An 11,254-nucleotide genomic window follows, 5' to 3' on the forward strand; every position below is an offset into this window, starting at 1 on the left:
TCCGGCTGTCAGAGCCCGACCAGGGCATTCGTCGTGTCGTAGACGTAGACCATGATGACGATCAGCGAATCGTCCATGCCGCCTCCGCCGCCACTTGCCAGGCTTCCGAACAGGCCGGTGGCCGTGTCCAGGCCGGGGATGGTCGCGATATCGATCTTGGGGATGTTCATTCGTGTTCTCCGAATTTGCGGCGAGCCACGACCCTTCGTCCACGCCCGCCAGGCAGGGCCTTGGCGTGCAGCCGATGCGGCTTGAAATTAAATGATTGTAAGCCTTGCGCAGGGGGCGCTATCGCACCGGCCATGACCGGCCAGCCACGCAAATTCGATCCGGAAGCCGCAACGCCGTACTTCGCGGGGCGCGGGCACTCGGGCTGGCTGGGGCTGCGCTATTCCGACCACGGCGACGACTGGGTTGAACTCGAACTGCCCTGGCGCGAAGATCTGCTGGGTGACAACGGGCAGCGCGTGCTGGCCTCGGGTCCGATACTCAGCCTGATGGACATGGCCAGCGGCATGGCGATCTGGCGGGCGATGGACGATTTCACCGCCATCGCCACGTTGGACCTGCGGGTGGATTACGTGCGCCCCGCACGCGAAGGCGCGAGCGTATTCGGCCGCTCGCAATGCTACCGCGTGACGCGCAGCGCCGCGTTCGTGCGCGGGCTTGCGCATGACGGCGATGCCGATGATCCGGTCGCGCATATCCAGGCAGTCTTCATGAAGATCGACTCTGCCGCGCCGCTGGTGACGCATGACTGAAATGTCCGATGCAAACGCGCTGACGCCTTACGCTGCCTCGCTCGGCATTTCGCTCGAACGGTGGGAGGGCGGCGCCCCTGTCATGGCCGTCGAATTCGACGAAACCGTCGAAGGGCGGCCGCAGCATTATCATGGCGGGGCGACGGGCGGACTGCTCGAAAGCGCAGGTTACGCCATCCTGCGCAGCGAACTGGACCGCATCGGGCGCAAAGCCTTGCTGAAACCGATCAACATCACGGTGCAGTACCTGGCCGCCGGCAAGAACCGGACCAGCTATGCCAAGGGGCGCATCACCAAGCTCGGTCGCCGCAGCGCCAACATCACGGTGGAAGCCTGGCAGGATGATCCTGCGCGGCCCATTGCCACGGCGGTGATGAACGTCCTGGTTGCCGATACCGACGTCTGACGCGCGCTATTGCGGTTCCAGCTGGCGCTGGTTTTCCTCGATCTGCCGCAAGGCTTCATCCCTGCGTTGTTCGGCCCTGCGGCGCGCCTGTTCGATGGATTGTTCATCGACCCCGATGCCGTCGTCGCCCACGCGAATGTCGATCGGAATACCGTCAATCTCGGTCGAGAAGACCGCCTCTCCATCGCGGATACGCAGCCGCGAATTGCCATCCCCGATCGGGATATCCTCGATGTCCGGCACGTCCAGCGGCTCGATGGGGCCACCGGGATCGGCCTGATCGCTGGGTGCAGGCTGGCGCTGAGCCGCGCTCGCCCCAAGGGCCTCGTTCATGAAGTCGCGCCACACGCGCGCGGGCAGACCGCCGCCCGTGATGCCGCCATCCAGCGGCGAATTGTCATCGTTGCCGATCCACACGCCCACAACCAGGTCCCCGGCAAAGCCCACGAACAGCGCATCGCGATTGTCCTGCGTGGTTCCGGTCTTGCCGAAGTTTGGAACGCTCAAGGTCGCGGCCCGGCCCGTGCCCTTGTTGATGGCCGCACGCAGCATGCGCTGCATTTCGTCACGGGTGGAGGACGAAAAGCTCGACGGGCCGTCCCACATCTTCTCGAACCAGCCCTGCTCGGGCCGGGCAAACGCATGGGGTTCGACAGGATAGGCGTTGGCTGCGATCGCCGCATAAGCGGAGGTCAGTTCGAGCAAGGTCATCGTTCCGGTGCCCAGCGCCATGCTGGGATCGCCCTTGGCCAATGGCGATGTGACACCAAGGTCGCGGGCCGTTGCGATCACCTTGTCGCTGCCGACTTCGCCCAGAAGGCGCACGGCTGCAACATTGCTCGATTGCGCGAAGGCATCTTCCAGCGTCAGGCTTTCCGAATAGCGCCCCCGCGAATTCTTCGGACGATAGCTGCCTTCGGTGATCTCGGTATTCGCGATCCGGTCACCCGGCTCCCACCCGGCGCGCAGGGCCGCCAGATATACGAACAACTTGAAGGTCGAGCCCGGCTGCCGTTTGGCCTGCGTGGCGCGGTTGAAGGGCGACTTGGCGTAATCCTTTCCGCCGATCATCGCCACCACCTCGCCGTTGGGCCGCATCGCGATCAGCGCGACCTGGGCTGAGCCAAGCGGGGCGCGCTGGGTGACCTTGCGGGCGATGTTCTGCAGTTTGGAATCAAGCGTGGTCGTCAAGGTCCGGCGGTCGTATCCGCCTTCGGTCAGCTTGCGGGCTTCGGGCAAGGCCCAGTCAGCAAAATAGGTGCCCGTCGGAACGTCGCTGCGCATACGCACATCGAGCAGCGGCGGACGCATCGCCCGCGCTTCGCCTTCGGTGATGAACCCTGCCGCGACCATCGACTGGACGACCAGCCGCATCCGCTTTTCCGCGCGGTCGTAATGCTTGGTGGGCGCGTAGGCGGACGGTGCCTGCAACAGACCGGCCAGCATCGCGGCCTGGTTGGCCTTGAGCTTTTCCGGCTGGCGATAGAAATAATGGAGGCTGGCCGCACGCAAGCCGTACACATTGTCGCCGAAATAGGCGTTGGAAAGATACCGCTCGAGAATTTCGTCCTTCGTCAGCCAGGATTCCAGCCAGAACGCAATCATCGCCTCTCGGGCCTTGCGGGTCAGCGTGCGTTCGGGCGTCAGGAAGGTGAACTTGGCAAGTTGCTGCGTGATCGTGCTGCCACCGCCCGTACCGGTGAACGCAGCGCGCGCAATGCCGCGGGGGTCGACGCCCCAGTGATCGTAAAACCGGCGATCCTCGATCGCCAGAAACGCCTCGACCACGTGGGGCGGCAGGTTGGACACGTCCACCGGTTCGTCGGTAATCGCCCCGTTCCGCGCGATCGGTGTTCCGTCGGCGGCGAGCAGGGTGATTTGCGGCGGCGCAATGGGTTCGAGCGACTTCGACAAGGGCGCGGTGATCGCCAGCCAGGCGACAAGGACGAGGAACAGGCCGATCAGGGCCGCGACGATCCGCACCGCCCACCAGCGCTTGCGCCGGTCACGCCAATAGTCGATCTGCCAGACGCGCAGCCGTTCCTTTTCCGTGCGGGCAACGGCGCTGTCGAGATCGTCCCAGCGCGCATCCCAGGCATCGTCGTCTAGCCCGTCGTGCAGGGAATAGTAGCCTCGATGCCCCTGCACCTCCGGCTCGCTCCGCCGCCTGCGAAAGATGGAATCGATGACGCCCATAACCTACTGTGTTAGCAACTCAATACAGCTATGAATAGGGTCTGTGACATTAACCTTCAACGACCGGCATGACGGTTCGCGTGGCGGTGCCGAGCAAGCGCGGCCTGCGCCTTGCTGCCCCGTCAATCATGGGCGAGGCACGTCAGGGGCGGGCAGCGCGACCGGACCGGCGTGCCCCGTTCGTATCATGATTTCCCGACCACGCTTTCGGGAAGGTCGGTGCCGAACACGCGCTGGTAGTATTCGGCCACCAGCATACGTTCTTCCTCGTCGCACTTGTTGAGGAAGGAGAGGCGGAACGAGAATCCGACATCCTTGAAGATGGCGTAATTCTGCGCCCAGGTGATGACCGTACGCGGGCTCATGACCGTGGAAATATCGCCGTTGATGAAGCCCTGCCGCGAAAGGTCGGCAACCTTGATCATGTCGGAAAGGATCTTGGGGTCGATATCGGGGTTTTTCGCCTCGACGATCTTCTGTTCGGTTTCGGCGGGCAGATAATTCAGACCGACGACGATGTTCCAGCGGTCCATCTGCCCCTGGTTGATCTGCTGCGTGCCATGATAAAGGCCGGACGTATCGCCCAGGCCAACCGTGTTGGCGGTGGCGAACAGGCGGAAATTCGGATCGGGCCGGATGACGCGGTTCTGATCGAGCAGGGTGAGCTTGCCCTGCTGTTCCAGCACGCGCTGGATGACGAACATGACATCCGGTCGCCCGGCATCGTATTCGTCGAACACGAGCGCCACGGGGTGCTGCAAGGCCCACGGCAACAGGCCTTCACGAAATTCGGTGACCTGCAACCCGTCACGAAGCACGATCGCGTCGCGGCCCACCAGGTCGATACGGCTGATGTGCGCATCCAGGTTGATACGGATGCAGGGCCAGTTGAGGCGCGCGGCGACCTGTTCGATGTGCGTGGACTTGCCCGTGCCATGATAGCCCTGGACCATCACGCGGCGGTTGTGGGCAAACCCGGCCAGGATCGCCAGCGTCGTATCCGCATCGAAAACATAGGCTTCGTCGAGATCGGGTGTGCGCTCGTCCGGCTTGCTGAAGGCAGGCACCTTCCAGTCGATATCGATCCCGAAGGTGTCGCGCACGTCGACCTCGATATCGGGGGCGGGAAGGACGGTCTTGGCGGCCGCGTCGAAGCTCTTGTCGGTCATCTCGTTCATCGCGCTTGCGACGTAGGCATTTATCTCGCGCGCGCCAAGCCTATATTGGGAAAGTGAGTCGCCCCGACCCCCTAGAATTTCTGCGCCAGCGGATAATCGGCAATGTCCGCGCAGCCTTCAACGAAGGCAACACCGCGGCCCAGCCCCGCCCCCCATCGGACGATGCGCTGTTCGAAAAGGACAGCCCCATCCGCATGGTCCACGCCGATGTCATCGGGATGATGGTTGGCGGGATACGGGGCCTGTTTCTGCAAATGCTGCATCCCCACGCCTTGCAAGGCGTGCTCGATTTCTCGAATTTTCGGACCGACCTGCACGGGCGCCTCAGCCGGACCGCGCATTTCATTACCGACACCACCTTTGCGCATCGCGATGTGGCGATGGCATCGATCGAACGGGTCAACCGGATCCACAAATCGGTGAACGGCACGCTGCCCGACGGTTCGCTTTATTCCGCCACCGATCCGCGCACGCTGGCGTGGGTGCACGTAGCGGAATCGACCAGCTTTCTGGCAGGCTACATGCGCGTCTCACGCCCTGACATGCCGGGCCACGAACAGGACGAGTATTTCCGCCAGTTCGCGCTGGTGGCGCGCGCGCTGGGCGCCGATCCCGTCCCGCTCGACCGCCGCGAAGCCGAGGCAATTTTTCGCGAGCTGCGCCAGGATCTCAAGACAAGCGCCGAAGCGCGTGAAGTTGCCGAATTCGTTGTGAACGTGAAACCCGAAGGCGCCCCGCCTGCCCTGCAAAAGGCGATCGTGGCGGAATCGATTGCGCTCCTGCCGCCGTTTGCGCGGTCGATGCTTGGTCTCGAACGGCCCGGACTGGGGGGCATTCCGGCCCGTGCAGCCACCTGGGGCGTAGGCAGGACCCTGCGCTGGGCATTTCGCCAGAATTGACAGGCGACGGCATTCGTTGCCTGCTACATCGCGAAGGCAAAGAGGAGACCGGCAATGGCGAATTTCACCTTTTTTACCAATCCGATGAGCCGCGGCCAGATCGTGCGTTGGGCGCTGCATGAAGTCGGGGCCGCTTACGACACCGAACTGGTGGATTGGAGCGACAAGCCAAGATCGCTGACCGACGCCAACCCGATGGGAAAGGTGCCGACGCTGGTTCACCACCACGAAGGCGATCACATTCATGTGATCACCGAATGCGCGGCGATCTGCCACTATCTCGCCGAAGTTCATGCCGACGCCGACCTGCTGCCCCATGCACACGAAAAGGCCGATTACTTCCGTTATCTCTTCTTCGCCGCCGGTCCGGTCGAACAGGCGGTGGTGGCAAACGCCATGGGCTGGGAAGTTCCCGAAGACAGGGTGGGCATGGCCGGCTTTGGAACCTACGAACGCACCATCGACGCGTTCGAAGCCATGCTGGCGGACCGGGATTTCGTGTGCGGCGCGCGCTTCACGATGGCGGATGTCTATGTCGGCAGCCAGGTCGATTGGGGGCTTCAGTTCGGCTCCATTCCCGCCCGCCCCGCATTCGAGGCTTACGCCGGCCGTTTGCGCGCGCGCCAAGCCTATACCGCGGCCAAGGCCATCGACATGAAACTGATCGCGGAGATGCAGAAGTGAACGAACTTTCGGTCACCCGATACATCGACGCACCGCCTGAAAAGGTGTGGGATGTCCTCACCAACCGCCAGGAAGAATGGTGGTGCCCGGTGCCATGGCGGACGGAAATCCTGGCGCAGGATCGCCGTGCGGGCGGGCGCTGTTCGATGGTGATGAAGGGGCCCGATGGCGAAGTGATTCCGAACGAGGGAATTTATCTCGCCTGGGAGGAAGGCCGCCGGTTCGTGACCACGGACGCACTCGACGCGGATTTCAATCCTGCGGGCCCGTTCATGGTCGGTATCTGGCAAATCGAACCCGAAGGCGATGGAACGCGGTACACCGCAATCGCACGACACTGGACCGCGGAAGCCTGCACCCAGCACAAGGACATGGGCTTCGAAGACGGCTGGGGTGCCTGCGCGCAACAGTTGGCGGCGCTGTGCGAGGCGTGACCGTACCGCCGGGCGATTTCAGACGAGGGCGCGCGATTTCCTGAGCAATTGGTAGGCTTCGACGACTTGCCCCAGCCGCGCTTCGTGGCGCCGGTCGCCGCCGTTGCGGTCGGGGTGATACCGGCGCACGAGTTCGGAATAGCGCCGCCGCAATCCGCGCAAGTCGACTTCCAGGCCCAGCCCCATCGCATCGAGCGCCTTGGCTTCGTCGGCGCTGAAACGCCCGTCCATCGCCATCTCGACCTCGCGCCGGGCGCGGCTCTTGATGCCGTTGGCGCGTGCGGCAATGGCATCGAGCGGGTCGACGTAATCGGCCCAGCGCGGCATTCCGTCGACGCCCGCGGTTGGCCGGAAGCTGGGACTTTCGGTGCGCCATCCGCTGGCCGGGCCTTGCGCTTCGATGATTTCTTCCGCGCTCATCCCTTCGAACCAGTCGTAGCCTGCGTTGAATTCGCGCACGTGGACAAGGCACATCCAGCGCCATTCCCCCGGCCCGTCAAAACCATGGCCCCGCGTTCCGGGCGCGCGGAATTCCCCCGGCTCGTTGCAGGTGGGGTGGGAGCATTGCCGTCCCGTTTCTTCATAACGTCCGTGAAACTTAGATTGCCGCATTCGCTCTAGGATGGGGAGCGATTTCAGGTATGGAAACCCCACCAGAGGAGATTTAGTGCATGGCCGGCAGTGTCCAGCAGGAAATGGAAGCCCTTCTGACCCAGGCGTTTCAACCCACGCGCCTCGAAGTCATCAACGACAGCGCAAAGCATCACGGCCATTCGGGCGATGACGGTAGCGGGGAATCGCATTTCACCGTCGTCATCGAAGCGGCCGCCTTCGCAGGCAAGAGCCGACTCGATCGCCAGCGCATGATCAACAAGGCACTGGGCGATATTCCGGGCGAACGGGTCCACGCCCTCGCCATCCAGGCTTCGGCACCGACGGTTTGAGAGGCAGCGCATGAGCCAGATCGCACAGGTAATCACTCCGACGACCCATGATCTCGGCCAGTTCGAGGTTCGCCGGGTTCTTCCGGCCCGTGCGCGGTCCATGGTCGGCCCGTTCATCTTCGTCGATCAGTTTGGCCCTGCCCAACTCGACCTTGGCGCCGGAATGGATGTCCGCCCGCATCCGCACATCAATCTGGCGACAGTGACCTGGCTGTTCGAAGGCGCCATCGATCACCGCGACAGCCTGGGCACCTTTTCGACCATTCGCCCGGGGCAGGTGAACCTGATGACCGCCGGGCGCGGTATCGTGCATTCCGAACGGTCACCCGATGCCGAACGCAAGGCCGGACCACGCCTGTTCGGTATGCAGACCTGGCTGGCCCTGCCCGATGGGCGCGAGGAAATCGATCCCGCGTTCGAAGCCGTGACCAACCTGCCGGTGATCGAGGACGGGCGCGCGAAAGCCATTGTCATCATGGGCGAATTGTGGGGCGAACGCGCGCCGACCACCACCTATGCCGACACGATCTATGCCGAAATCATCCTCGAACCCGGCGGCGCGATCCCGTTGGAAGAAGACGCCGACGAGCGCGCGGTGATGCTGATCGACGGCGAAGCGAGCGTGGATGGTCACGAGCTGGTGAAACACCAGCTGGCCGTCCTCCAGCCGGGCCGGGACATGACCTTGCAGAGCAAGACCGGCGCGCGCGTGATGCTGCTCGGCGGGGAGGCGTTCGAAACGAGCCGTCACGCCTGGTGGAATTTCGTCAGTTCCAGCCGCGAACGGATCGAACAGGCCAAACGCGACTGGCGCGACGGGCGCTTTCCCAAGGTGCCGGGAGATGAAGAGGAATTCATTCCCCTGCCCGAAGGCGCGCCCAAGACCGTGACCTATCCTTGAGGGGGACGATATGAGTTTCGAAGGCAAGACCGCATGGATCACCGGGGCAAGCAGCGGCATCGGCGCCGCACTGGCACGCGAATGGGCCGGCCGCGGCGCACGCATAATCCTGTCGGGCCGTGACGAGGCGCGGTTGGCCGAGGTGGCCGACAGCCTGCCAACGCAAACGCTGGTGCTGCCGTTCGACGTGCGCGACGATGCGGCAATGCAGGCCGCCACGGCCAAGGCTGCCGCCTGGAACGGCGGGGTCGATATCTTCGTGGCCAACGCAGGCGTGTCCCAGCGCAGCCCGGCCATCGACACGGCGATGGATGTCTACCGCGAGATCATCGACATCGATCTCACCGCGCAAATCGCCGCCACGCAGGCGCTGCTCCCGCACGTAACGCAAAGGGGCAGCGGGCACCTGCTGTTCATCTCCTCCATCGCGGGCAAGGTCGGCGTTCCGATGCGGACAGCCTATTGCGCGGCCAAGCATGGCCTGATCGGATACGCCGATGCGCTGCGCGCAGAATTGTCGCAGCGCGGCGTTTCGGTGCATGTCGTGTGCCCCGGATCGGTCGCCACCGATGTCAGCCGCAACGCCCTGACGGCCGATGGCAGCAAGCGCGGGCGCAGCGACGGGGTCATCGACAACGGCCTTGCACCGGCCGAAGCGGCGAGACGCATTGTCGACGGTGTGGCCGCAGGTCAGCGCGAAATCATCGTGGCAGAAGGCATGGAACAGGCGATGGGCGAAATGCGGCGCACCCCGGACCAGTTGCTGGACCAGGTCGCCGGGATGGTCGCTGCCGGATACATGGAGAAGATGCAGGCCGAGGACTGACCATGGAACAGACGCGTGTTTCGCTCGCCAACGGGATCGAACTCGACGTGGTCGACGAAGGGCCGCGCGATGCACCCGTGCTGTTTTTCCTGCATGGCTTTCCCGAAAGTCATCGCACCTGGCGCAACCAGATCCGGCATTTTTCCGACCGGTTCCGCTGCATCGCGCCCGATCAGCGCGGCTATCGCGGATCGTCCAAGCCGCAGGATGTCGAAAGCTACACCCCCGACAAGATGATCGGCGACGTGTTCGGCCTGGCCGATGCACTGGGTGTGGAAACCTTCACGATCGTGGGTCACGACTGGGGCGGCGCGATCGCGTGGGGCGTGGCGTATGCCGGAATGATGAACGGCCGCGTCACGCGTGCGATAATCGCCAATGCGCCGCATCCGGTGCTGTTTCCCCAGTTGCTCTACACCAACCGCCAGCAGCGCGAGGCCAGCCAGTATTTCCGCGCGTTTCGCGACCCGTCGCATGATCCCCTGATCCGCGAACATGGTCTGGGCGCGCTGTTGATGCAGGTGTTCGGCGGCGATCTGACGACAGCCATGGAGCCCGAGGAACAAGCCGCCTTGCTGCGCGATTGGTCCGACCCGGACGCCGCGTTCGGAATGCTCAACTACTACCGCGCCAGCCCGATGGAAGTGCCGACGCTCGACGCGCCATATGAATTGCCGGAAGGCTACCAGCCGTTTGCCCTGCCAAGGCTCGCCATCCCGACCCTGGTGATCTGGGCGCTGGAGGACGCGGCGCTACCGCCCGCCAATCTCGACGGGATCGAAGACGTGGTGGTCAATCCCGAAGTGGTGAAAGTGCCCGGTTCGGGCCATTTCGTTCAGTGGGAAAAACCGGCAGCCTTCAACGCCGCGCTGGAATCGTTTCTGGCCCGAACCGCCTAGCCTGCGATCCAGTCGATATCGGCACCGTGGGGGTGTGACCAGGCAAGCTGGATCGACCGTTCTCCCCCTGGCCAATACCGGACGCGAAGCATGTGGCGGTGAACGGTGCGGTCAGCCTCGACGCTGACCCACGCCAACGGCGTTTCGCGCGTCGCCCTGGCCCCTGCGGCTTCCATCGCGGCGGTGATCCGTTCCTGCTGATCCTGGGGTACGTATTGCCACACGATCGAATGCATCAGCATCCGCGTGGTGCCCGGTTCCTGCGGCTTTGCCAGTTCGGCCTCCACGAAATCGGCGGCGTTCATCCCGGCAATATCGGGTCTGGCGACCTTGGCAGCAGCGATGGCCGCCTCCATCCGCTCGAAGCGGACCGAATGCTCGGGCCAGATATAGGCTTTCAGCCGCAACGCCTGCGCGGCGTCGGTAAGGTCGACGGGCGCGACATCGCATCCCCTGGTCGACACAATGGCAATGGGATGGTCCGGCGGGGGGGCGCCCTGCCATTCCGGTTTGAAGTGCATGGCGGCATCGGCGGGCCCAACTTCGACGCCGCCCAGATCGTAGCGGTATCGATCGAGCATCAGGTTGATCCCCGCGCTCGACCCGATTTCCAGGCATTGAAAACGCGGCGGCAAACCTTGGTCCGCAAGCCACAGCATGGCGGCGATGAAATTGCTCGATCGGCCCGCCTCGTTCGTTTGCGGCGGACCGTCCAGCCATGGGAGAAGCCGCGCTTCGTGGGCCTGCATTGCATTGGCCACGATGCTGGCATCATCGGCCCCGATGCCCCGGTAAATGGGTAAAAGCGCCGGTTCGTCAGCCGAAAGATGCAGCGAATGCAGCCCGCCGGCGATCCGCAATGGCAGGGCATCGGCAAGGGGCGCGCCCTGCCATTGTGCAATCCGGCGGGCCAGTGCGTTATCCAGACCACCTTCGATAGCGGCCCAGATCGCGGCAACCACGCGGGCGGTAATCGGCGCACCGGCATTTTCGCAATAGGCGACCTGATTGGCGAAAGCCGTGGGAACCGCGCCACCCCCGCGAGCGGACATGTCGATCTTTTCGTAATCGGGCCTTTGCGATGAATCGCCCATACACGTTGCCCTTTTCCATGCGCTTGCCTATC

Annotated in this window: 14 protein-coding genes; 9 read left to right on the forward strand and 5 right to left on the reverse strand. The window is 63.8% G+C overall.

From position 1 onward, the window contains the following. Positions 1-8 precede the first annotated feature (8 nt). Positions 9-170 carry a hypothetical protein gene (locus tag VR863_RS08500; protein WP_324828033.1) on the reverse strand — a complete coding sequence of 54 codons (162 nt, stop codon included), beginning with the start codon at positions 168-170 and terminating at the stop codon, positions 9-11. A 132-nt stretch (positions 171-302) separates the two neighbouring features. Between VR863_RS08500 and VR863_RS08505 the strand changes: the two genes are divergently transcribed. Continuing rightward, the gene (locus VR863_RS08505) at positions 303-761 is read left to right on the forward strand and encodes a PaaI family thioesterase (protein ID WP_324828034.1); all 459 of its coding nucleotides are present in this window, start codon (positions 303-305) and stop codon (positions 759-761) included. 1 nt (position 762) lies between these two features. Further along, positions 763-1,167: a PaaI family thioesterase gene (locus VR863_RS08510; RefSeq protein WP_324828035.1), complete on the forward strand. Its 405-nt coding sequence runs from the start codon at positions 763-765 to the stop codon at positions 1,165-1,167. Between the two features lie 6 nt (positions 1,168-1,173). Here VR863_RS08510 and VR863_RS08515 read toward each other — a convergent pair whose 3' ends face one another. After that, positions 1,174-3,363 carry a transglycosylase domain-containing protein gene (locus VR863_RS08515; RefSeq protein ID WP_324828036.1) on the reverse strand — a complete coding sequence of 730 codons (2,190 nt, stop codon included), beginning with the start codon at positions 3,361-3,363 and terminating at the stop codon, positions 1,174-1,176. Between the two features lie 185 nt (positions 3,364-3,548). Beyond that, positions 3,549-4,541 (reverse strand): cobaltochelatase subunit CobS, encoded by a 993-nt coding sequence (gene cobS / locus VR863_RS08520; protein ID WP_324828037.1) that lies wholly within the window; start codon positions 4,539-4,541, stop codon positions 3,549-3,551. Between the two features lie 53 nt (positions 4,542-4,594). Between cobS and VR863_RS08525 the strand changes: the two genes are divergently transcribed. Genes VR863_RS08525 through VR863_RS08535 form a run of 3 tightly spaced genes read left to right on the forward strand, consistent with a single transcriptional unit; the run spans position 4,595 to position 6,558 of the window. Beyond that, positions 4,595-5,440 (forward strand): oxygenase MpaB family protein, encoded by an 846-nt coding sequence (locus VR863_RS08525; RefSeq protein WP_324828038.1) that lies wholly within the window; start codon positions 4,595-4,597, stop codon positions 5,438-5,440. Between the two features lie 54 nt (positions 5,441-5,494). Beyond that, entirely contained in the window at positions 5,495-6,124 is a 630-nt protein-coding gene (locus tag VR863_RS08530) for a glutathione S-transferase family protein (RefSeq protein ID WP_324828039.1), read from the forward strand. Beyond that, entirely contained in the window at positions 6,121-6,558 is a 438-nt protein-coding gene (locus tag VR863_RS08535; protein ID WP_324828040.1) for an SRPBCC family protein, read from the forward strand. The genes VR863_RS08530 and VR863_RS08535 overlap by 4 nt, the downstream gene beginning before the upstream one ends. 18 nt (positions 6,559-6,576) lie before the next feature. Here the strand turns inward: VR863_RS08535 and VR863_RS08540 are convergent, their stop codons facing one another. Continuing rightward, positions 6,577-7,170 carry a J domain-containing protein gene (locus tag VR863_RS08540; RefSeq protein ID WP_324828041.1) on the reverse strand — a complete coding sequence of 198 codons (594 nt, stop codon included), beginning with the start codon at positions 7,168-7,170 and terminating at the stop codon, positions 6,577-6,579. A 59-nt stretch (positions 7,171-7,229) separates the two neighbouring features. On the opposite strand from VR863_RS08540, the gene VR863_RS08545 reads away from it, so the two are divergent. From VR863_RS08545 to VR863_RS08560, 4 genes are read left to right on the forward strand one after another with little or no spacing between them, the layout of a single operon-like run. Beyond that, on the forward strand, positions 7,230-7,502 hold the full coding sequence (locus tag VR863_RS08545) for a BolA family protein (RefSeq protein WP_324828042.1): 273 nt from the start codon (positions 7,230-7,232) through the stop codon (positions 7,500-7,502). Positions 7,503-7,512: 10 nt separating this feature from the next. Beyond that, on the forward strand, positions 7,513-8,403 hold the full coding sequence (locus VR863_RS08550; protein ID WP_324828043.1) for a pirin family protein: 891 nt from the start codon (positions 7,513-7,515) through the stop codon (positions 8,401-8,403). 10 nt (positions 8,404-8,413) lie between these two features. Continuing rightward, a complete protein-coding gene (locus VR863_RS08555) occupies positions 8,414-9,229 on the forward strand; it encodes an SDR family NAD(P)-dependent oxidoreductase (RefSeq protein ID WP_324828044.1) in 816 nt (271 codons plus the stop codon). 2 nt (positions 9,230-9,231) lie between these two features. Further along, on the forward strand, positions 9,232-10,128 hold the full coding sequence (locus tag VR863_RS08560) for an alpha/beta fold hydrolase (protein WP_324828045.1): 897 nt from the start codon (positions 9,232-9,234) through the stop codon (positions 10,126-10,128). On the opposite strand, the gene VR863_RS08565 is transcribed toward VR863_RS08560, so the two are convergent. Continuing rightward, the gene (locus VR863_RS08565) at positions 10,125-11,222 is read right to left on the reverse strand and encodes a DUF2332 domain-containing protein (RefSeq protein ID WP_324828046.1); all 1,098 of its coding nucleotides are present in this window, start codon (positions 11,220-11,222) and stop codon (positions 10,125-10,127) included. The genes VR863_RS08560 and VR863_RS08565 overlap by 4 nt on opposite strands. Positions 11,223-11,254 lie beyond the last annotated feature (32 nt).

It is taken from the genome of Qipengyuania zhejiangensis (assembly GCF_035607565.1).
Classification (GTDB): domain Bacteria; phylum Pseudomonadota; class Alphaproteobacteria; order Sphingomonadales; family Sphingomonadaceae; genus Qipengyuania; species Qipengyuania zhejiangensis.

What these genes read in the sequence shown, in the direction of transcription:
- VR863_RS08500 (WP_324828033.1), bottom strand. Translation starts at nt 170, where the DNA reads ATGAACATCCCCAAGATCGATATCGCGACCATCCCCGGCCTGGACACG.
- VR863_RS08505 (WP_324828034.1), top strand. Translation starts at nt 303, where the DNA reads ATGACCGGCCAGCCACGCAAATTCGATCCGGAAGCCGCAACGCCGTAC.
- VR863_RS08510 (WP_324828035.1), top strand. Translation starts at nt 763, where the DNA reads ATGTCCGATGCAAACGCGCTGACGCCTTACGCTGCCTCGCTCGGCATT.
- VR863_RS08515 (WP_324828036.1), bottom strand. Translation starts at nt 3,363, where the DNA reads ATGGGCGTCATCGATTCCATCTTTCGCAGGCGGCGGAGCGAGCCGGAG.
- cobS (WP_324828037.1), bottom strand. Translation starts at nt 4,541, where the DNA reads ATGAACGAGATGACCGACAAGAGCTTCGACGCGGCCGCCAAGACCGTC.
- VR863_RS08530 (WP_324828039.1), top strand. Translation starts at nt 5,495, where the DNA reads ATGGCGAATTTCACCTTTTTTACCAATCCGATGAGCCGCGGCCAGATC.
- VR863_RS08540 (WP_324828041.1), bottom strand. Translation starts at nt 7,170, where the DNA reads ATGCGGCAATCTAAGTTTCACGGACGTTATGAAGAAACGGGACGGCAA.
- VR863_RS08545 (WP_324828042.1), top strand. Translation starts at nt 7,230, where the DNA reads ATGGCCGGCAGTGTCCAGCAGGAAATGGAAGCCCTTCTGACCCAGGCG.
- VR863_RS08550 (WP_324828043.1), top strand. Translation starts at nt 7,513, where the DNA reads ATGAGCCAGATCGCACAGGTAATCACTCCGACGACCCATGATCTCGGC.
- VR863_RS08555 (WP_324828044.1), top strand. Translation starts at nt 8,414, where the DNA reads ATGAGTTTCGAAGGCAAGACCGCATGGATCACCGGGGCAAGCAGCGGC.
- VR863_RS08560 (WP_324828045.1), top strand. Translation starts at nt 9,232, where the DNA reads ATGGAACAGACGCGTGTTTCGCTCGCCAACGGGATCGAACTCGACGTG.
- VR863_RS08565 (WP_324828046.1), bottom strand. Translation starts at nt 11,222, where the DNA reads ATGGGCGATTCATCGCAAAGGCCCGATTACGAAAAGATCGACATGTCC.